20 protein-coding genes are annotated in these 19301 nt (G+C 74.3%); 12 read left to right on the top strand and 8 right to left on the bottom strand.

Going from position 1 to position 19301, the window contains the following annotated elements; genetic code table 11:
* Positions 1-687: PspC domain-containing protein (locus AKI01S_RS43015; RefSeq protein ID WP_169814111.1), on the bottom strand; the 687-nt coding region annotated here is incomplete at its 3' end.
* A 131-nt stretch (positions 688-818) separates the two neighbouring features.
* Here AKI01S_RS43015 and AKI01S_RS43010 point away from each other — a divergent pair.
* The 3 genes from AKI01S_RS43010 (at position 819) to AKI01S_RS43000 (ending at position 3670) form a co-directional block, all read left to right on the top strand.
* Complete coding sequence (locus tag AKI01S_RS43010) at positions 819-1985, top strand: ATP-binding protein (protein ID WP_245682022.1); 1167 nt, start codon at positions 819-821, stop codon at positions 1983-1985.
* Positions 1982-2611: a response regulator gene (locus AKI01S_RS43005; protein WP_067831739.1), complete on the top strand. Its 630-nt coding sequence runs from the start codon at positions 1982-1984 to the stop codon at positions 2609-2611. The genes AKI01S_RS43010 and AKI01S_RS43005 overlap by 4 nt, the downstream gene beginning before the upstream one ends.
* Positions 2612-2701: 90 nt before the next feature.
* On the top strand, positions 2702-3670 hold the full coding sequence (locus AKI01S_RS43000; protein ID WP_067831738.1) for a bile acid:sodium symporter family protein: 969 nt from the start codon (positions 2702-2704) through the stop codon (positions 3668-3670).
* A gap of 42 nt (positions 3671-3712) precedes the next feature.
* Here the strand turns inward: AKI01S_RS43000 and AKI01S_RS42995 are convergent, their stop codons facing one another.
* Entirely contained in the window at positions 3713-4891 is a 1179-nt protein-coding gene (locus AKI01S_RS42995; RefSeq protein WP_067831736.1) for an FAD-dependent monooxygenase, read from the bottom strand.
* Positions 4888-6357, bottom strand: a complete 1470-nt coding sequence (locus AKI01S_RS49905; RefSeq protein ID WP_084000807.1) for an alpha/beta fold hydrolase — start codon at positions 6355-6357, stop codon at positions 4888-4890. Before AKI01S_RS49905 ends, AKI01S_RS42995 begins: the two co-directional genes overlap by 4 nt.
* A 91-nt stretch (positions 6358-6448) precedes the next feature.
* Here AKI01S_RS49905 and AKI01S_RS42985 point away from each other — a divergent pair, with 91 nt between their 5' ends.
* The 4 genes from AKI01S_RS42985 to AKI01S_RS42970 are packed head-to-tail and all read left to right on the top strand — an operon-like array spanning position 6449 to position 8991.
* Complete coding sequence (locus AKI01S_RS42985) at positions 6449-7162, top strand: TetR/AcrR family transcriptional regulator (protein WP_245682021.1); 714 nt, start codon at positions 6449-6451, stop codon at positions 7160-7162.
* 9 nt (positions 7163-7171) lie between these two features.
* Positions 7172-7846, top strand: a complete 675-nt coding sequence (locus AKI01S_RS51390) for a hypothetical protein (RefSeq protein ID WP_067831733.1) — start codon at positions 7172-7174, stop codon at positions 7844-7846.
* Entirely contained in the window at positions 7839-8447 is a 609-nt protein-coding gene (locus AKI01S_RS51385) for a Fic family protein (RefSeq protein WP_067831732.1), read from the top strand. Before AKI01S_RS51390 ends, AKI01S_RS51385 begins: the two co-directional genes overlap by 8 nt.
* Before the next feature lie 22 nt (positions 8448-8469).
* Positions 8470-8991, top strand: a complete 522-nt coding sequence (locus AKI01S_RS42970; protein WP_067831730.1) for an AAA family ATPase — start codon at positions 8470-8472, stop codon at positions 8989-8991.
* 150 nt (positions 8992-9141) lie between these two features.
* Here AKI01S_RS42970 and AKI01S_RS42965 read toward each other — a convergent pair whose 3' ends face one another.
* The 3 genes from AKI01S_RS42965 to AKI01S_RS42955 form a co-directional block, all read right to left on the bottom strand.
* Entirely contained in the window at positions 9142-9600 is a 459-nt protein-coding gene (locus AKI01S_RS42965) for an SRPBCC family protein (RefSeq protein ID WP_067831728.1), read from the bottom strand.
* A 101-nt stretch (positions 9601-9701) separates the two neighbouring features.
* Positions 9702-10646, bottom strand: a complete 945-nt coding sequence (locus tag AKI01S_RS42960) for a nucleoside hydrolase (RefSeq protein WP_067831726.1) — start codon at positions 10644-10646, stop codon at positions 9702-9704.
* A 37-nt stretch (positions 10647-10683) separates the two neighbouring features.
* Positions 10684-11427 (bottom strand): PIG-L deacetylase family protein, encoded by a 744-nt coding sequence (locus AKI01S_RS42955; RefSeq protein WP_067831724.1) that lies wholly within the window; start codon positions 11425-11427, stop codon positions 10684-10686.
* 176 nt (positions 11428-11603) lie between these two features.
* Between AKI01S_RS42955 and dhaK the strand changes: the two genes are divergently transcribed.
* Genes dhaK through dhaM form a run of 3 tightly spaced genes read left to right on the top strand, consistent with a single transcriptional unit; the run spans position 11604 to position 13602 of the window.
* On the top strand, positions 11604-12599 hold the full coding sequence (dhaK, locus tag AKI01S_RS42950) for a dihydroxyacetone kinase subunit DhaK (RefSeq protein WP_067831722.1): 996 nt from the start codon (positions 11604-11606) through the stop codon (positions 12597-12599).
* Entirely contained in the window at positions 12596-13207 is a 612-nt protein-coding gene (gene dhaL / locus AKI01S_RS42945; RefSeq protein WP_067831720.1) for a dihydroxyacetone kinase subunit DhaL, read from the top strand. Before dhaK ends, dhaL begins: the two co-directional genes overlap by 4 nt.
* Positions 13208-13221: 14 nt before the next feature.
* The gene (gene dhaM / locus AKI01S_RS42940; protein WP_369688775.1) at positions 13222-13602 is read left to right on the top strand and encodes a dihydroxyacetone kinase phosphoryl donor subunit DhaM; all 381 of its coding nucleotides are present in this window, start codon (positions 13222-13224) and stop codon (positions 13600-13602) included.
* 52 nt (positions 13603-13654) lie between these two features.
* Here the strand turns inward: dhaM and AKI01S_RS42935 are convergent, their stop codons facing one another.
* Together AKI01S_RS42935 and AKI01S_RS42930 are read right to left on the bottom strand one after the other, a co-directional pair.
* A complete protein-coding gene (locus AKI01S_RS42935; protein WP_157420558.1) occupies positions 13655-14008 on the bottom strand; it encodes a protealysin inhibitor emfourin in 354 nt (117 codons plus the stop codon).
* Positions 14009-14093: 85 nt separating this feature from the next.
* Positions 14094-15590: a gluzincin family metallopeptidase gene (locus AKI01S_RS42930; RefSeq protein WP_067831714.1), complete on the bottom strand. Its 1497-nt coding sequence runs from the start codon at positions 15588-15590 to the stop codon at positions 14094-14096.
* 301 nt (positions 15591-15891) lie between these two features.
* Between AKI01S_RS42930 and pcrA the strand changes: the two genes are divergently transcribed.
* Together pcrA and AKI01S_RS42920 are read left to right on the top strand one after the other, a co-directional pair.
* The gene (gene pcrA / locus AKI01S_RS42925) at positions 15892-18153 is read left to right on the top strand and encodes a DNA helicase PcrA (protein ID WP_084000808.1); all 2262 of its coding nucleotides are present in this window, start codon (positions 15892-15894) and stop codon (positions 18151-18153) included.
* A 149-nt stretch (positions 18154-18302) separates the two neighbouring features.
* A complete protein-coding gene (locus AKI01S_RS42920) occupies positions 18303-19292 on the top strand; it encodes a sulfotransferase family protein (protein WP_067831712.1) in 990 nt (329 codons plus the stop codon).
* Positions 19293-19301 lie beyond the last annotated feature (9 nt).

The raw sequence follows: 19301 nt of genomic DNA, 5'->3' as shown, positions 1-19301 counted from the left end.
CCGCGGGAGATCGTCCACGGGCGGCGCCGGGCGCGACCGGAACGACGCGAGATCGACCATCCCCGGCGCGAGCCCGCTCGCCGCCGCCACGCCCGGCCCCTTGCCCAGCGGCACCCCCGGGGGCGGCGTTCCCGGGCCCGTGGTGGCAGGACCCGTGGTGGCAGGACCCGTGGTGGCAGGACCCGTGGTGACAGGGGGCGCGGCGGCCGGGGGAGCGGCGGGCGGGTCCTGGAGCGGGTGGCCCTGGAGGCGTTCGGGCAGCGAGCGCGCCAGCCCCACGAAGTTCGCGCCCCGGGCGTGCGCGACCAGCAGCACCAGCCCGAGCACCGTCACCGCCCCGACCGCGTCGGGCGACAGCCCCGCGCCCACCAGGCTCCCGAGCACCCCGACCGACAGCAGCGCCCCCAGGATCGACAGCGCCCCGGCGGCGTCGAACCAGCGCCGCAGCAACTGCTCGACCGGCGAGTACGCCTCCGGGCGCGGCGGCATCAGCACCGCCGCCGCGATGTAGAGCAGGATCCCCTGCCCGTGCGCCAGCGTCAGCAGCGCGAACCCCACCCGATACACCACCGGGTCGATGCCCGTGTGCCGGCCGAGCCCCGTGCAGACCCCGGCGATCATGCGGCCCTCCGGGGAGAGGGACAGCCTCGGGGGCGACGCGTGGGTCGGGACCTGCTGCTCAACCATGGCCACCATCGTGGACCCTCCCGGGCGCGCGGGGTATCGGGGGCACCCCTGATCCGACCCTGAGGGGAGGGCCGGGGAACCGGGGGGACGCCCGGATGCCGACCACCGGCCGGACGTGTGACGATCGTGGAGTGAACGAAGTCGCCACGACCCGGCTGGAACGCCGAACCGACGGCAGGCTGGTCGCCGGGGTGGCGAGCGGCCTGGCCGCGCATCTGGGCGTGGACGTGATCATCGTGCGTGCCGCGTTCGTGCTGCTCATGACGTCGGTGTGGCTCGGTGTGGCCGCCTACGCCGCGTTCTGGGTGCTGGTGCCCCGGCAGGTCGCCGCCGAGGGGGCGGCCCCGGCCGCGCGCCTCCCGACGCCCCGCGACTGGGGCCAGCTGCTCGCCTACACCGCCGTCACCGCCGCGCTCGCCGTGCTGACCTGGAGCGCCGGGATCGCGCAGGCCGCGCTGTGGCCGTTCGTGATCGGCGGCATCGGCGCGGCGATCCTGTGGCAGCAGGCCGACCGCGAGCAGCGCCAGCGCTGGGTGCTGCCACTGCGGCACATGTGGCTGCGCAGCGTGTTCGGGCTGGTGCTGGTGGTCGGCGGGATCGGCGGGTTCGTGGTCCGCAACGTCGACCCCTCCCAGGCCCGCTCCGTCGTGATCGCGATGCTGGTGATCCTCACCGGCGTCGCGGTGATCGCCACCCCGTGGGTGGTGCGGCTGTGGCAGGACCTGGACGCCGAACGCGGCGAGCGCATCCGCTCCCAGGAGCGCGCCGAGCTCGCCGCCCACATCCACGACTCGGTCCTGCACACCCTCACGCTCATCCAGCGCAACGCCCACGACCCGCGCGAGGTGCAGCGGCTGGCCCGGTCCCAGGAGCGCACCCTGCGCGAGTGGCTCTACCAGCCGCGCAACGACCCCGACCAGACGTTCGCCGCCGCGATCAGGCGGGCCGCCGGGGAGGTCGAGGACGACCACGGCGTGCCCATCGAGATCGTCGTGGTCGGCGACAGCCCGCTGGACGAGCGGCTCGGCGCGGCGATCCAGGCCGCGCGCGAGGCCATGGTCAACGCCGCCAAGTACTCCGGCGCGCCGTCGGTGTCGGTGTACGCCGAGGTCGAGGGCGACCGCGTCGAGATCTTCGTGCGGGACCGGGGCCGGGGTTTCGACCTGGAGCAGGTGCCGGCGGACCGGATGGGCGTGCGGGGGTCCATCATCGGACGTATGGAGCGCAACGGCGGGACGGCGAAGGTCCGCACCGCGCCGGGCGAGGGCACCGAGGTCCGCTTGGAGATCAAGAAGTGACGCGAATCGTTTTGGTGGACGACCACCAGATGTTCCGGACCGGCGTGAAGGCCGAGCTGGGGGACGGGATCGAGGTCGTCGGCGAGGCCGGGGACGTGGACGAGGCCGTCGCGGTGATCAAGCGGACGGAGCCCGACGTGGTGCTGCTGGACGTCCATCTGCCCGGCGGCGGGGGCATCGAGGTGCTGCGCCGCCTGCAGGGCACGGTCCGGTCGCGGTTCCTGGCGCTGTCGGTGTCCGACGCCGCCGAGGACGTGATCGGGGTCGTCCGGGGCGGGGCGCGCGGCTACGTCACCAAGACGATCTCCGGGCCGGAGCTGACCGACGCGATCGGGCGGGTGGCCGAGGGCGACGCGGTGTTCTCGCCGCGCCTGGCGGGGTTCGTGCTGGACGCGTTCGCCGCCACCGACGCCCCGCCGGTCGATCCGGAGCTCGACCAGATCACCCAGCGGGAACGCGAGGTCCTGCGGCTGATCGCGCGCGGCTACGCCTACAAGGAGATCGCCAAGGAGCTGTTCATCTCGGTCAAGACGGTCGAGACGCACGTGTCCAGCGTGCTGCGCAAGCTCCAGCTGTCCAACCGGCACGAGCTGTCGCGCTGGGCCGCCGCCCGCCGTCTGGTCTGAGGCCGGGCGGCCGGGGAGACACCGCGTGACCTGCGTCCACGTGGTGAGATCCCCTTGCCTTCGGCGGCGTGGAACGGTTTACCTTTCGCGGTGCACACTGAACGATCTCCCCGCCAGGAGGTGGACGGCGCCGCTCCCGACCGCGTCGCCCGCCGCGCCGTCACCGTCTTCCCCGTCCTCGTGCTGCTGGCCGGAGCCGCCGGGCTGCTGGCCCCCGACACCCTGAGCGGCGGGAAGGAGGCGGTCCCGTACCTGCTCGGCGTCGTGATGTTCGGCATGGGCCTGACCATGACCGGGCAGGACTTCCGGGGCGTGGCCCGCCGCCCGTGGGCGGTCGCCCTGGGGCTGGCCGCGCACTACGTGATCATGCCGGGCCTGGGCTGGGTGATCGCCCACGCCCTCGGCCTGTCGCCGCAGCTGGCCGCCGGGCTGATCCTGGTCGGCTGCGCGCCGAGCGGCACCGCCTCGAACGTGGTGGCGTTCCTGGCGCGCGGCGACACGGCCCTCGCGGTCTCGATCGGCACGGTCTCGACCCTGGTGGCCCCCGTGCTCACCCCGCCGCTGACCCTGCTGCTGGCCGGGGAGTTCCTGCCGGTGGACGCCGGGTCGATGGTCGTCGACATCCTCAAGACCGTGCTGCTGCCGGTGGTCGCCGGGTTCGTCGTGCGGACGGTCGCGGGCGGGCTGGTCGAGCGGCTGACCGGGGTGCTGCCCTGGCTGTCGGTGGCGGCCATCGGCGTCATCGTCGCGATCGTGGTCGCCGGGAGCGCCGCCGCGATCAGGTCGGCGGCCGTCCTGGTGCTGGTCGCCGTCGTCCTGCACAACGGTCTCGGCCTGCTGCTCGGCTACTTCTCCGGCCGGGTCTTCCGGCTGGGCGAGCGCGGCAGCCGCGCGCTGGCGTTCGAGGTCGGCATGCAGAACTCCGGCCTGGCCGCCTCGCTGGCCGCCGCGCACTTCAGCCCGCTGGCGGCGCTCCCCGCCGCGATCTTCTCGGTGTGGCACAACGTCTCCGGGGCGCTGGCGGCGGCCTGGCTGTCCCGCCGCCCCGCCCGCGACTGACCCGCCGGACGCCCGGCCCGCGCGGGCCGGACGTCCCGGCCGTCAGTAGTCCTTCACCACGAACCCGTTGGCCACCGACTCGAAGTCCGCCAGGCCCTCGGTCATCGCCTCGGCGGCCCCGGCGTCGCCCAGCTCGGCGGCCTGGGCGGCCTCCACGCGCCTCTTGTTGTCGAGGGCGAGCCGCTGGTTGGCGGCGACGTAGTCGCGCAGCTCGGTCTCGTACGCGGCGAACGCCTTCGCGTGGTCGCCGTCCGCCCGCCTCAGCTCACCGGCCAGCACGTACGCGCCGACCATCGCCATGGTGGTGCCCATCCCCGACAGCAGCGACCCGCAGTAGCCGGAGTCGCCGAGCAGCACGACCCGGCCCGTGGACCAGGAGTCCATGTGGATCTGCGTCGTCGCGTCGAAGTGGAAGTCGGGCGCGTCCCACATGTACTCCAGCAGGCGCGGGATCTCCCAGCCGCACCCGCCCAGCCGGTCCAGCATGATCTGCTTCTGGGCCTCGGCGTCGCGGTGGTCGTGGGCGATCGGCTCCTCGGTCCGGAAGCCCAGGTAGACGCGCAGCTCGGCGTTGTCGCGCACGCTCATCACGCCGCCGCCGACGTCGCTGCCGGGCATCTGGTGGAACACCTGCCAGCGGTCCAGCCCGAGGAAGTTCGGCGCGGTCCACACGCCCATGTAGGTGCCGAGGTAGCTGGTGTACCGCTCCTCCGGCCCGAACGCCAGCCGCCGCGTGTTGGAGTGGACCCCGTCCGCGCCGACGACGACGTCGAAGGTGCGCGCCGGGGCGTTCTCGAACGTCACCCGCACCCCGTCCGGCCCGTCCTCCAGCGCCGCGATCGAGTCGCCGAACAGGTACTCGACCCCGTCCCCGGCGGCGTCCATCAGGACGTCCGCCAGGTCGTCGCGCAGGATCTCGACGTCGGGGCTGTCCAGGTCGCCGCCGGTGAGGGTGCGCTCCTCGGTGCGGAACAGCTCGTTGCCGTCGCCGTCCACCATGGACATGCCGCGCATCCGGACGCGCCGCTCGCGGAGCCGGTCCAGGACGCCCATCCGCCCGGCGACCTCCAGCGCGGGGCCGCGCACGTCGATCGCCTGCCCGCCCCGGCGCGGCCCGCCCGCCGCGCGCTCCACGACGGTGACCTCGAACCCGTACCGGTCCAGCCAGCAGGCCAGGGCCGGGCCGCCGATGCTCGCGCCGGAGATCAGGACCTTCGTCACGGTGACTCCTCGTGTCGTTGCCGTTGTCGATGTCCTGGACTCTGGCCGCGCCTGCTGACCGTCGGCTGACCGCCCGCGCACCGCCGCTGACCGCGCCGGGGACCCAGGGCGGCGACGTGGGCCGCGACCGTACGCCCGGCGGCGGGGAACGGTTCGGTGGAGCGCAGCGCGCGGGCCATGGCGAACGCGTCCTGAAACGCCGTGAGCAGGGCGAACGTGACATCGCGGGCCTCGTCCCCGGGAAGCCCGCGTCCGGTGAGGTAGCGCACGCCCTCCGCCACCCGGTGCTCCATCACCTCCGCGGCGGCCTCGCGGAGCAGGGGTTCGGTGTCGGCGACCCCGCCGTCCGGCGCGACCTGCCGGCCTACGGCCGCGGGCCGTTCGACCGGCGGGAGCTCGTCCGCGCCACCGAGCACGGCCGCCGCCTGGCCGAGCCGCTGCCCGCCGGGCGGTACGCCGAGGTGCCCGGGGCGTACGTGCTGTCGATGCCGGACGAGCCCGAGACCGTGGCTCGGGAGATCGGGGGTTTCCTCCAGGGGTGACCGGGAGGGGCAGGCGGGGGTCCGGCGCGGGTCCGCCAGGTGCCGGACCCGCGCGGCGATGTCGTCCCAGACGTCCTCGGGGAGGTCGTGGCCCATGCCGGGGAGCAGCTCCAGCCGCGCGCCGGGGACGCGGGCCGCGACGCGCCGCCCGGCGCTCGGCTTGATCAGCGGGTCGTCCGCGCCGTGCAGGACCAGCGTCGGAACGGCGATCGTGTCGATCGCGGGCCCGCGCCACCGGGCGCCGATCTGGCCGCTCTGTGCCGTCGTGTCCCGCACGCCCGAGTCGGCGAGGCCGGTGATCAGCTCGCGGGCGGCGGCCTCGTCGAACGGACGGCCGGGCGAGGCCAGGATGCGCGCCACCTCCACCCCCGCCTCGACGTCCCCTTCGGGCGTGTCGGGGTGCTTGACGCGGGCGAGCCGGACGAGCGTGCGCAGCCGCACGTACCGCAGGGCGGCCAGGCCCGCCGCGTCGCCGGGGACGGCGGAGACCGACGTCAGCGTGCGGACCCGGCCCGGATGGCGGACGGCCGTCCGCTGCGCGACGGCGCCGCCGAGCGACGCGCCGAACAGGTGAGCCGAGTCCCAGCCGAGCGCGTCGAGGACCGCGACCGCGTCGTCGGTCATGTCCTCGGCGGTGTAGGGCTGCTCGCGGCGGCGGAGCAGCGCCCCGATCGGGCCTCCGGCGGACTCCCGCGGCAGGTGGGTCGACTCCCCGGCGTCCCGCTGGTCGTACCTGGCGACGGCGAACCCGCGCGCGGCGAGGGCGCGGCACAGGCCGTCCGGCCACCAGCGGCGGGACACGCCGAGCCCGATGACCAGCAGGAGCGGCTCCCCGTCCGCACCCTCGGTGAACCGGTCGTAGGCCAGCCTGACGGGACCGTTCTCGGCCCAGCGGACCGGCGTCCACGGCGTGGTCGTGTCCATGACCCCTCCCAAAAACTGCGATCGATGTTCGCAGTTACTACCCTAGGGCATGGCGGGCGGTGCGAGACCGACAGGGGACCGGCGGGGGAACGTGACTGACGAGACGGACGCCGAACGGCCGACGACCGTGTGGGAGCGGCCCGACCGGGGCGCCCGCGGACCGGCGCCCGAACGCAGCCGCGCCCAGATCACCTCCGCCGCGGTCGAGCTGGCCGACCGCGACGGGCTGGACGCGCTGTCGCTGCGCGCGCTGGCCCGGCGGCTCGGCACCGGCCCGGCCTCCCTCTACCGGTACGTGTCGGGGCGCGAGGACGTGCTCGACCTGATGGCCGACGCGGTCGCCGGGGAGATCGACCTGGGCGTTCCGCCGACCGGTGACCCGGTGGCCGACCTGACGGCCCTGGCCGTCCGCGCCCGGGCCGTCCACCTGCGGCATCCGTGGCTCGCCGAGCTCCCGCCCGAACCGCTCAGGACCGGCCCGAACGGGCTGGCCTACCTGGAACGCGCCCTGGAGGCCCTGGAACCGGCCGGGCTCGAAGGCCGCGCGGCGATGGAGGCGGTCGCCGTCGTGTCCGGGCTGGTGACCCTGTTCGCCCGGGTCGAGCTGCACGGCCGCCGCGCCCCCGGCGCACGGCAGGTCGCGCAGGCCGCCTACCTGGCGGCCGCCGCGACCGGCGGGCGCCACCCGAGGCTGGCGGCGGCCCTGGCGGACGGCGCGCCCGAGGACGCGTTCGGCGGCGACGCGCTCTTCGCGCGGATCATCCGGCAGGTGCTCACCGGCCTCGTCCGCGGCGAGGACGCCTAGGCTGCGAGCGTGGCTCCCACTCCGAACCCCCGCCTGCTGAGCTGGACCGACGTCGATCCGGCCCGCCATCCCTTCGACCCCGACGAGGCGTACGGGGTCGTGCGCTCGCTGGAACCGGCCGCGCGGGCACCGGACGGGCAGGGGAGCCGCGACGTCGCGGAGCGCTGGACGTCGGAGCTCACCGCCGCCCTCGTCGAACGCTACGGGCCCTGGGCGGCGGGGTGGTCCTGGACGACGAGCGAGCCCGGGGGCGGCGGGCCGGTGCACGGCTGGTGCTGCGCCCAGCACTCGATCGGGGCGCCGGAGGAGACCCTGGAGCGGATCGCCGACTGCCTCGTGGAGTGGCGGGAGTGGCTGGAGGACCTGGCCGAGCGGTTCGCGCGCTTCCCGATCCGCGCGACGCCGCCGCCCGACCGCGAGCTGATGTGGGAGCGCGCCGCCGTCCACCTGGTCACGCAGGTGCTGGACCGCACGTTCGCCGAGGACGCCTGGTACGGGACCGCCGAGACCGTGCTGCGCTGGTACCTGACCGGCGAGGGCGTCGCCGAGCGGGACGCCGACCGGCTGGTCCGGCGGGCGATCGGCGGCCGGTTCGAGAGCTGGATCACGCCCGCGCCCGGCGCCATCGCCGACGTCGGCGAACGCCTCGCCGCGGACCTGTCCCGGCTGGACGGCGATGCCTGACGGCGACGCGCTGGACGCCTGGCTGCGCGTCCGCGCGGCGACGCCCTGGCACGACCTCGGCGGTCCCGAGGAGCCGGTGCGCGGTGCCCGCGACGGAGCGGCCGACCACGTCCGTTCCCTGCTCCCGGAACGCGCCGCCCGCCTGCTCACCGCGCTGGAGCACGCCCGCCGCGCCGCCGACGAGGGGCGGGACCTGGACTTCGCGCTGCTGGCCGGGTGGCAGCGGCATGTGCTGGGGGTGGACGAGGCCCCGTTCCGTACCGCTCCGGCGTTCGCCAAACGGGGACGGGAACGCTACGGCATCGCCCCCGGCCTGCGGGAACGCTTCGACTCCCACCTCGCCGAGGACGCCCCGCCGCTGCCGCGCGCCGCCCGCGCGTACCTGGACGTGTGCTTCTTCCACCCGTTCGCCGACGGCAACGCCCGCGCCGCGCTGCTGGCCCTGCTGTTCCACCTGCACCGCGCCGGGATCGTGCTCGACACCCTCGGCCCGCTGCCCGTCCTCGCCCGCCCCGCCGGCGACCCCGACGGCCCCGCCGAACTGGTCGGGCTGCTGGGGACCCTGCTGCGCCGGACCCGGAAAACCGCTCGCCCCTCTTGATCATCTGTGCCATGTTGGCGGCATGAGCGCGGTCTACCTGATCACCGGTGTCCAGGCGGCGGGCAAGTCCACCGTCGCGCAGGCCCTCGCCGAACGGCTGCCCCGCTCGGCGCACGTGCGCGGGGACGCGTTCCGCAGGTTCGTCGTCGGCGGCCGCGAGGAGATGTCCGCCGAGCCCTCCGCCGAGGCCCTGGCCCAGCTCCGGCTCCGCCACGGGCTGGCCGCGCGGACCGCCGACGCCTACGCCGAGGCGGGCTTCACCGCGATCGTGCAGGACGTCGTGCTGGGAGAGCACCTGCCCTGGATGGTCGAGCGCGTCCGCACGCGCCCCCGGTACGCGGTCGTCCTCGCCCCCGACCCCGCCGCCGTGGCCGAACGCGAGGAGCGCCGCGCCAAGACCGCCTACGGCGAGGACTTCACCGTCGCGTCCCTCGACCGGGTCCTCCGCGAGCAGACGCCCCGCCTCGGCCTCTGGCTCGACACCACCGGGATGACCGTCGAGGAGACCGTCGACGCGATCCTGGCGAAGGCGGTACCCCTCTGAAGCCCTGACGCGCGGCGCTCGCCTGGAGGCTCGCTTCTCACCAGGTCCTGGCGAGCGCGGCATCGCTTCACGATCTGACCTGCGGGCCCGCAGCCGAAGGCGAGGGCTCGCAGGTCAGGTGGCGCGCTCGCGTGCGTGGCCGCGGCCCCGTTAGACCACGTCGGGCAGCCGGGCCGGGCAGCCCGGCTCGCAGTGCTCGGCGTGGTAGGCGACGCGCCGGGCGAACGACCGCAGCAGCCGCCCCAGGAACACCCTGACCAGCCCGGCGGTGCCCGGGACCAGCGGCTCGAACGCGCCCCGCCACGTGATCTGCGTGCCGAGCCCGTGCGGGGTCAGCGTCACCTCGGCCCGGTACTCGCGCACCGGCAGCCCCGACAACGCCACGTAGCCGTACCGGCGCGGCGGCTCGTACAGCACGACCCGCTCCCGCGCCGGAGGGATCCGCCGGACCGCGCCGACGCCGTTGGGGTGCTCGTCGCCCGCGCGCTCGCGCCGCGCCCGGGTCGGGAACGACCCCCACTCGCTCCACGCCTCGGCCACCGCCAGATGCTTGAAGACCACCTCGGGGGCGGCGGTGGAGGCGGCGGTGGCCTCGATCTCGTACGGCATGCGTTCTCCCGGTCTCCCCGGTCGCGATCACCGCACGGTAACCAGGCCCGCCGCCGCCCGACAAGACGCCGGGACGTGTGGCGCGCGTCACCCGCCGCCGGTCACAGCGACAGGACCGCCGCCAGCAGCCGGTCCTGGAACCCCGCCACGTCCACGCCCGTCGCGACCCGCACCGGACGCCGGTCGTCGTCGGCGGGCAGCGACCGCGCGTCCCACACCGTCGCGCCCCGCGTCAGCGCGCCGCGCAGCTCCACGTGCACGGGCCGCTCGGTGTACTCGCACAGCTTCGGCTCGACGACCAGCATCGCGGCCAGCGCGTCGTGGATGACCGCGCCCCGCCGCTTCAGCGTCGGCGTGTAGGCGGTCACGTAGAACTCCAGGATCCGCGTCGCGAACCGCGCCGCGTCCGAGTCGTGCGCCGCCAGCTTCGCCAGCCACGGGTCGCCCACCGCCGTCGGGTGCGTGGCGTCCAGCGGCACCAGCACCACCGGCCAGTCCGCCGCGAACACCAGGTCCGCGGCCTCCGGGTCGTGCCAGATGTTCGCCTCGGCGTGCGTGGTGATGTTGCCCGGGTGGTCGAACGCCCCACCCATGATCACCACTTCGCGGACCAGCGACGGCAGCTCGGCGTCCAGCAGCAGCGCCGCGCCCAGGTTCGTCAGCGGTCCGGTCGCCAGGATCGTCAGCTCGCCCGGGTGCTCCCGCGCCAGCCGGACGATCTGCGCCGGGGCCGACTCGCCGGTCGGCGCGCCCTGCGGCTCGGGCAGGAACGTGTCCCCGAGCCCGTCCCGGCCGTGCCACTCCAGCGCGAAGTGCACGTCCTGCGCCATCGGGCGCCCCGCGCCGATCGCCACGGGAACGCTTCCGAGCCCGGTCATCTCCAGCACCCGCAGTGTGTTCAGCGCCCCGGTCCGCGGGTCGATGTTGCCGTGCACGGTGCCGACCGCGAGCAGCTCGGCGTCGCCCGAGCGCACCAGCGAGGCCAGGTAGAGCAGCGTCAGCGCGTCGTCGATGCCGGTGTCACAGTCGAACAGGATCTTGCTCATGGGTTCCTTCCGGAGGTCTCAGCGGTGCCCGGCGGGCTCAAGCAGTGTCCACGACCTGGAACGTTTCGGCGAAACTGCCCTCCGGCAGACCGGCGGCCGCCGCGTTGGCGCCCATCCAGCCGGTCAGCATCTCCTCCAGCGCCCCGTCCGGCATGTGCCCGACCTGGGTGGCGTGCGACTTCAGCGCCGCGACCTTCCGGGAGAAGTGCGGGGTGACGTCCACGGTGTGGTTCGGCGTGGGCCCGCCGGTGAGCCACACCTCCCGCGCCGTCCACGCCTCCAGCCCCTCGGTCAGCAGCTCGGGGTGGGCGTAGGGGTTGCGGGCGTCGGGGTACACGGCGTCCAGCGCCGCCGACCCCACGGCCCGGTGGTCGGGGTGGCTGGGGTAGATGCGCTCGTAGTTGCGTTCCGGGGACGGCATCAGCACCCGGTCCGGCCGCACCTGCCGGATCACCCGGGCGATGTCGCGGCGCAGCTCCAGCGTCGCCTCCACCCGCCCGTCGGGGTAGCCGAGGAAGCGGACGTCGGTCACGCCCACCGCCTTGGCCGCGGCCCGCTGCTCGTCCCGCCGCAGCGCCGCCATCTCCGTCCGCGTGATCCCGTCGTCGAACCCGCCCGCGTCACCGTCGGTGACCATCAGGTACGTGACCTCGATCCCCTCGTCGGTCCATCCGGCGACGGTCCCCGCCGCGCCGAAGTCGACGTCGTCGGGATGCGCCATGACCACCAGGATGCGGCTGACCTCGTTGTCGTCCAGAACGTTAGTCACGGTTTCAACCATAGGCGTCGAAGCCGACATCTCCGCCGCCGCGGGCCCCCGGGCCCCGCCGGAGCCCGATGACCGAATCCGGCCGGAGGAACGCCCGCAAAGGGAGTCGCGTCCGCGGCGGCGGGGTAGGACCCCAGTCGCCCCAACGCTCGGCGGGCACCGGAACTCCAGAACGGTGTGGCAGGGACATGCGGAAACTCATCAACGCTCCGGCCGACGTCGTCACCGACGCGCTGCGCGGGCTGGCCGCCGCGCACCCCTCACTGCGCGTCGACCCGGAGGCCGGGACGGTGGTGCGGGCCGACGCGCCGCGCGCCGGGAAGGTCGCGCTGGTGTCGGGCGGCGGCTCCGGGCACGAGCCGCTGCACGCCGGGTTCGTCGGCCCCGGGATGCTCGACGCGGCCTGCCCCGGCGCGGTGTTCACCAGCCCCGTGCCCGACCAGATCCTCGCCGCGACCACGGCCGTGGACGGCGGCGCGGGCGTGCTCCACATCGTCAAGAACTACACCGGCGACGTCCTCAACTTCCGCATGGCCGCCGAACTCGCCGAGGACGAGGACATCGAGGTCGCCTCGGTCGTGGTGGACGACGACGTCGCGGTGGAGGACTCCACCTACACGGCGGGCCGCCGGGGCACCGGCGCGACCCTGTTCGTCGAGAAGGTCGCCGGGGCGCGGGCCGAGGAGGGCGCGGACCTGACGGCGGTCGCCGACGTGGCGCGCGAGGTCAACGAACGGTCCCGCTCGTTCGGTGTCGCGCTGTCCCCGTGCACGGTCCCCGCCGCCGGGCGGCCGACGTTCGAGCTGGGCGAGGACGAGATCGAGCTCGGCATCGGCATCCACGGCGAACCCGGCCGCGAACGCGCCAAGGCCGCGACCGCCAGGGAGATCGTGGACGCCGCGCTGACCGCGATCGACGCGGACATGCCGCTGGCCGGGCAGGAACTGCTCGTTCTGGTCAACGGCATGGGCGGCACCCCGCTGATCGAGCAGTACATCGCCTACGCCGCCGCCGCCGAATGGCTGGCCGGACACGGCGCGACGGTCGCGCGCCCCCTGGTCGGCGGCTACGTCACGAGCCTGGAGATGGCCGGAGTGATGATCACCGTCTGCCGGACGACCCCCGAACTGCTGCGCCTCTGGGACGCCCCCGTCGACACGCCCGCCCTGCGGTGGGGCCGATGAGCGCCGCCGAACGCTGGGTGCGGACGGCCGCCGAACGGGTCGCGGCCGACGCCGAGCGCCTCACCCGGCTGGACGCCGCGATCGGCGACGGCGACCACGGCCACAACCTGGAACGGGGCTTCACCGCCGCCGTGGCCGCGCTGCCCGGCGACGCGCCGCCCGGCAAGGTCCTGGTCGCAGCCGGGCGGGCGCTGGTGTCCAAGACCGGCGGCGCGTCCGGGCCCCTCTACGGAACGGCCCTGCGCCGCGCCGGGAAGGCCCTCGGCGACACGGCCGAGATCGACGCCGCCGCGCTGGCCACCGCGCTGCGCGCCGCCCTGGACGGGGTGACCGAACTGGGACGGGCGGCCCAGGGCGACAAGACGATGGTGGACGCGCTCGCCCCGGCCGTCGCCGCGTTCGAGCAGGCCCGCGACGACGGCGGCGACCTGGCCGCCTGCGCCCGCGCCGCCGCCGACGCCGCCGAACGGGGCGCGGAGGCGACCGTCCCGCTCCAGGCCCACAAGGGCCGCGCCAGCTACCTGGGCGAACGCAGCAAGGGACACATGGACCCCGGCGCGGCGTCCACCGCTCTGCTGCTGCGGGCCCTGGCCGACACCGTTTCTTGAGGGGAGCCGCCTTGGTGGGGATCGTCGTCGTGTCGCACAGCCGCACGCTCGCGGACGGCGTCGTCGAACTGGCGCGCACGATGGGGCTCGGCGCAGCCCGCGTCGAAGGCGCGGGCGGCACCGACGACGGCGGCCTCGGCACGAGCATCGAACTGCTGGAACGCGCCGTCGCCGCCGTGGACGACGGCGGCGGCGTCGTGCTGCTCGCCGACATCGGCAGCTCCGTCATGACCGCGCGGCTGTACACCGAGGACGCCGACGGCGCGGTCGTGCTCGCCGACGCGCCGCTGGTGGAGGGCGCGGTCGCGGCGGCCAGCGCGGCCGCGACCGGGGGCGACCTCGCCGCCGTCGTGGCCGCGGCCGAGGAGGCGCGGGAGTATCGCAAGCTGGGCTAGCGCGACGTCCGGTCTGTGGGGAGGGCGTGGCGAAAGCGCTTCGAAGGGTGGGTCAGAGGCCCGAGGGGCTTGGTGGGGATTCTCGGCGGGCGGCCTCTTCCGGGCGTTCCTTCGGCTCGGCCGGGCCCTGGAGCAGGGTGGCCAGCAGGGCGTCCCGCTCCTCGCTCCGCTCGCCGCAGATCTCGAACACCTTCGGGTCGTCGTCGGGGTCGCCGATCGTGATCCGGTAGGACGGCAGGTCCGCGCCGATCTCGCCGGGAGACGTGGCGCCGTCGTCCTCCGACAGGCGCTCCACCGCCTCGCGGACCCGGTCGGCCTGCTCCTTCGGCAGCTCGTCGGTGTCGTACTTCGCGACCATCATCTCCGTGCCGGAGAAGCCGCCGGTGCTCTCGATCTTCACGCGCATGGTCACGCCTCCCGCTCGGGGCCGGGGTCTCCCGGTCGTCCTGCCCGTCCTCGCGCGGGACGACCGGGAGTGGGGGAGGTTTTTCCTACTTGGTGAAGGCCCGGCGGAGTTCGTCCAGCTCGTTGCGGAGGATGTCGTCGTTGGTGATCTCGCCGCGCTGGGCGAGCATCTGCTCGTCGACGACCCGGTACTCGGGCATCTGCATGGTGCCGCAGCACCGGGAGCGGTCCTGCTCGGCGCGCAGGCTCGCCGAGTTCTCGTCGGAGACGCCGACCTCGGTCACGTCCCCGCTCCCGTCGCCGGTGTAGTCGGCGTCGCTCATCCGCATCCGCCCGCTCATCAGGTCGTCCAGCGGCGTCACGGCCGTGGTGATCTCGCGGACGGCGAAGCGGTTGCGGATGAACGTCCGGTACACCACCGGGTCGCCCTGCCCGGCGGAGATGTGCAGCATCCGGTTGGCGACGTCGACGTAGGTCGCGCCGGTCGCGGGCGCGGCCACGATCGCGTCGAACAGCAGCTTGCACAGCTTCTGCGCCACCTCGATCAGCACCAGCGCCGGGTCCTTGGTGCGCCGCTGCCGCTGCGCCTCGAACACGTAGACGTCGGCGAGCACGTCGTAGATCGCCCCGGTGAACACCTGGGAGATCGCGTGGACCTCGTTGCCGACCTCACTGAGCTTGAGGTCGTTGTCGGCGTTGCGCAGGCCGAACGGGTGGCCGAGGCCGAGGCCGAACTCCTCGGCCATCGCGGGCAGGAACGACCGGTCGTGCAGGTTCGCGCGGGTCATCGCCACCAGCGCCTCGGCCTGGTCGGGCTGCGCCAGCGCCAGGAAGATCGCGGTCAGGTCGCCGAACGCCTCGTGCAGCCCGCCGGTCTGCGGCGGCTGGTTCGCGCCCAGCCAGCCCGGCTTGAGGCCGTCGAGGATGGCGTGGCCCGCCTCGTGCGCGACGATGTCCAGCGACCGGCAGGTCACGATCTCCTGCGTGCCGCCCTGCGGGGTGAACGACAGGAACTTCAGCGCCTTCGCGGTCCGGCTGTAGAACGCGTTCGCGCCCGTCCCCGCGCGCGGGTGGACGCTCAGCCGGTCGGTGTTGCCGCCGACGTTCCAGGCGAACGGGATCGGCTCGCCGCCGTTGTGCCGCTCGTACATCGCCAGGGTCTGCCGCACCACCGCGAACGTGGCCGCGCAGTCGAACTGCGGCGTGTTGGCCTGGAACACGAAGTCGCCGTTGGCGTTGCGGGAGACCGGGGTGACGCCCGGCAGGACGGTGGTGAGGCGCGCGTCGGTGGGGCCGTTCAGCACGACCGTGGGGACGTAGACCACGCGGACGCCGAGCTCGGCGACCGTCGGGTCCTGCTTGTAGATCAGGAAGCGGTGCCCGGTGATCTGGGGCACCGGGACCGGGACCGGGCGCGGCTGCGGGGGAGCGGCGCCCTCGATCCGCAGCGCCGGCGGGAGCAGGCGCGTCCGCTCCTCCGGGACCCGCATCCGCTGCGGCTCGGCGGCCTGGACCTGCGGGACGATGCCGGACACCGCCGCCGCGGTCATCTGCTGGGACTGCACGTCGTGCTGGTGGATCATCGTTGATTCCACCTTCCGTCACCGTGCGTGGGCCTCTGCTGGCCCGACGCGATCGCGGGCGGGCGGCCTCGGGCGCGCTCCGGTCGGGGTGGGCGCGCGATTCGGGGGCGTCCGGCCGGGCCCGTGGCGATCCCGGTGCCGTGCTCCGCCCTGCGCGCCCACGTTCCGTCCGTCCCGCGGGGGAGTCAACCCGTGGCGCGTTCCATGCGGCGTTTGTCCTCTTCCGGTCGGGCGGCGGCGGAGAGCGCGTTCCGCGCGACCGGACCGAATCGCCCGCCGCCGCGCCGTAGACTCGCACATGATGTCGAAGACCGAAGCTCACCCTCTGCTGGACGGCCTGAACGAGCAGCAGCGCGCCGCCGTCACGCACTCCGGCTCGCCCCTGCTGATCGTCGCCGGCGCGGGCTCGGGCAAGACCCGAGTGCTCACGCACCGCATCGCCCACCTGCTGGCCGAACGCGACGTTCACCCCGGCCAGATCCTGGCGATCACCTTCACCAACAAGGCCGCCGCCGAGATGCGCGAACGCGTCGACGCGCTGGTCGGGCCGCGGTCGCGGGCCATGTGGGTGATGACCTTCCACTCCGCCTGCGTGCGGATCCTGCGCCGGGAGGCGAAGCGGCTGGGGTTCCCCACGAGCTTCTCGATCTACGACCAGGCCGACTCGCAGCGGCTGATGGCGCTGTGCTGCCGGGAGCTGGACCTCGACCCCAAGCGGTACCCGCCCAGGTCGTTCAGCGCCCAGGTGTCGAACCTGAAGAACGAGCTGATCGACTACGAGACGTTCAAGGCCAGGGCCTCCACCCACATGGAGCAGACCCTCGCCCAGGCGTACGAGATGTACCAGGCGCGGCTCCAGCAGGCCGGGGCCATGGACTTCGACGACCTGATCATGCTGACGGTCAACCTGTTCCAGGTCTTCCCCGAGGCCGCCGAGCACTACCGGCGGCGGTTCCGGCACGTCATGGTCGACGAGTACCAGGACACCAACCACGCCCAGTACGAGCTGGTCCGCGAGCTGACCGCGCCGGTCGAGGGCATCGGCCCGGCCGAGCTGTGCGTGGTCGGCGACGCCGACCAGTCGATCTACGCGTTCCGGGGCGCGACGATCCGCAACATCCTGGAGTTCGAGCGCGACTACACCGACGCGACCACGATCCTGCTGGAGCAGAACTACCGCTCCACCCAGACGATCCTGTCGGCCGCCAACGCCGTCATCGAGCGCAACGCCGACCGCAAGCCCAAGCGCCTGTGGTCGGACCAGGGCGAGGGCCACAAGATCACCGGCTATGTGGCCGACAACGAGCACGACGAGGCCGCGTTCGTCGCCGCCGAGGTGGACCGGCTCACCGACGCGGGTGACTGCAAGCCCCGCGACGTGGCGGTCTTCTACCGGACCAACGCCCAGTCGCGCGTGTTCGAGGACGTGTTCAACCGCGTCGGCCTCCCCTACAAGATCGTCGGCGGGCTGCGGTTCTACGACCGCAAGGAGGTCCGCGACCTGCTGGCCTACCTGCGGGTGCTGGCCAACCCCGAGGACACCGTCTCGCTGCGGCGCATCCTGAACGTCCCCAAGCGCGGCATCGGCGACCGGGCCGAGGCGTGCGTGGAGGCGTACGCGTCGCGGGAGCGGATCTCGTTCTGGCAGGCGCTGCGGCGGCCCGAGGACGTGCCGGGCATGGCGACGCGTTCGATCAACGCCGTCCGCGAGTTCGTGGCGCTGCTGGACGAGCTGGGCGAGGTCGCCGAGACCGCCACCCCCGCCGACCTGGTGGACCGGGTGCTGGTCCGCAGCGGCTACCTGGCCGAGCTCCAGGAGTCCAAGGACCCGCAGGACGAGACCCGGGTCGAGAACCTCCAGGAGTTCGAGGCGATCGCCCGCGAGTTCGAGGAGCGCCTGGACGGCGAGTCCGCCGAGGGCCGGCTGGTGGAGTTCCTGGAGCAGGTGTCGCTGGTCGCCGACGCCGACTCGATCCCCGGCGGGGCCAAGAGCGGGCCCGTCCCGCCCGGCGAGCAGCCCGAGCAGAACGACGACGGCGTCGTCACGCTGATGACGCTGCACACCGCCAAGGGCCTGGAGTTCCCGGTGGTGTTCCTGACGGGCATGGAGGACGGGGTCTTCCCGCACCTGCGCGCCATGAGCAACCCCAAGGAGCTGGAGGAGGAGCGCCGCCTCGCCTACGTCGGCATCACCCGGGCCCGGCAGCGCCTGTACGTGAGCCGCGCGACGATGCGGTCCTCGTGGGGCGCGCCGCAGGTGAACCCGCCGTCGCGGTTCCTGGGCGAGATGCCGGTGAACCTGGTGGCCTGGGAGCGCGAGGGCGCGTCGCTGAAGACGTCGGCGTCCACGTCGCTGGCGTCGCGGCCGGGCACGCGGGCCGCCGGGGGCAGGCCGGTGCCGGCGCTGTCGCCGGGCGACAAGGTCACCCACGACTCGTTCGGGCTGGGCAGGGTCGTGACGGTGGACGGCGCGGGCGACCGGGCCGCCGCCAGCATCGACTTCGGCAACCCGCACGGCGTGAAGCGCCTGGTCCTGCGGTACGCACCGGTCGAGAAGCTGTGACGTCCCCGTTCGCCGCGCCCCCTGGGCGCGGCGGACGGGCCGCGGTGTGATCCATTTCTCTCCGCGGGGACGGGGATCCCCTTTTTCCTACCAAATTAGTGGATATAGTCGGCTTATCGCGTCGGGTGTGGCTTCAGCGAGGGGTTGCGATGGCGTTGCCGGACTTCCTGGTCGTAGGCGCTCCCAAGGCGGGGACGACGGCGCTGTACGCGGCGCTGGACCGCCATCCGGAGCTGTACATGTCCCCGGTGAAGGAGCCCAAGTTCTTCCTCACCGACGGGCCCCCGCCCGCCAGGGGCGGGCCCGGTGACGCCCAGACCTACCGCGAGCACGTCTGGCGCCGCGCGGACTACGAGGCGCTGTTCGGCGGCGCGCCGGAGGGCGCGCGGCGCGGCGAGGCGACCCCCTTCTACCTGTACGACCGCGAGGCCCAGCGGCGCATCCGCGCGCTGGTCCCGCACGCCCGGCTGGTCGCGGTGCTGCGCGACCCGGTGGAACGCGCCCACTCCAACTGGACGCACCTGTGGTCGGCGGGGCTGGAGCCCGTCGGCGACGTGGTCCGCGCGTGCCAGGAGGAGGAACGCCGGATCGCGGCGGGCTGGGCCGACTTCTGGCACTACGTCCGCCTGGGCCGGTACGGCGAGCAGCTGGAGCACCTGTACACGCTGTTCCCGCGCGAGCAGGTCCTGGTCTTCCGCTACCGCGAGCTGCTGGAGGACCCCGCGCGCACGCTGGACCGGATCTGCGACTTCCTCGGCGTGACGCCGGGGCTCGTCGCCGAGGTCCCCCGCGAGAACGTCACCGCCCACCCCGAGCGCACGGCGCGCCACCGCGTCCTGGCGCGGGCGCTGCGGGCCGGGGTGACGGCGGGCGCGCTGCTCCCCGGCGACCTGGGCGTCCGGGTCACCGAGCCGCTCGAACGCGCCCTGCAACGCGACACCCGGCCGCGGCAGCCGCTGACCTGGGAGCAGCGCCAGGCGCTGCTGCCCTACTTCGAGGCCGACATCCGCCTGCTGGAGCGCGTCACCGGGCAGGGCTTCGATGACTGGCTCGCGCCGCGCGGCGACTCCGGCGGGCTGGTCGGCGCGCGGCCGGACGGGCAGCGCCAGGCCCGCAACGGCCGCCGCCGCGCGAGCTGAGGCGCGGCC

Origin of the sequence: Actinomadura kijaniata NBRC 14229, assembly GCF_001552175.1 — a bacterium.
GTDB lineage: Bacteria > Actinomycetota > Actinomycetes > Streptosporangiales > Streptosporangiaceae > Spirillospora > Spirillospora kijaniata.
The sequence above is the reverse complement of the archived record's forward strand: the minus strand, read 5'-3'. Positions and strand labels throughout refer to the sequence as shown.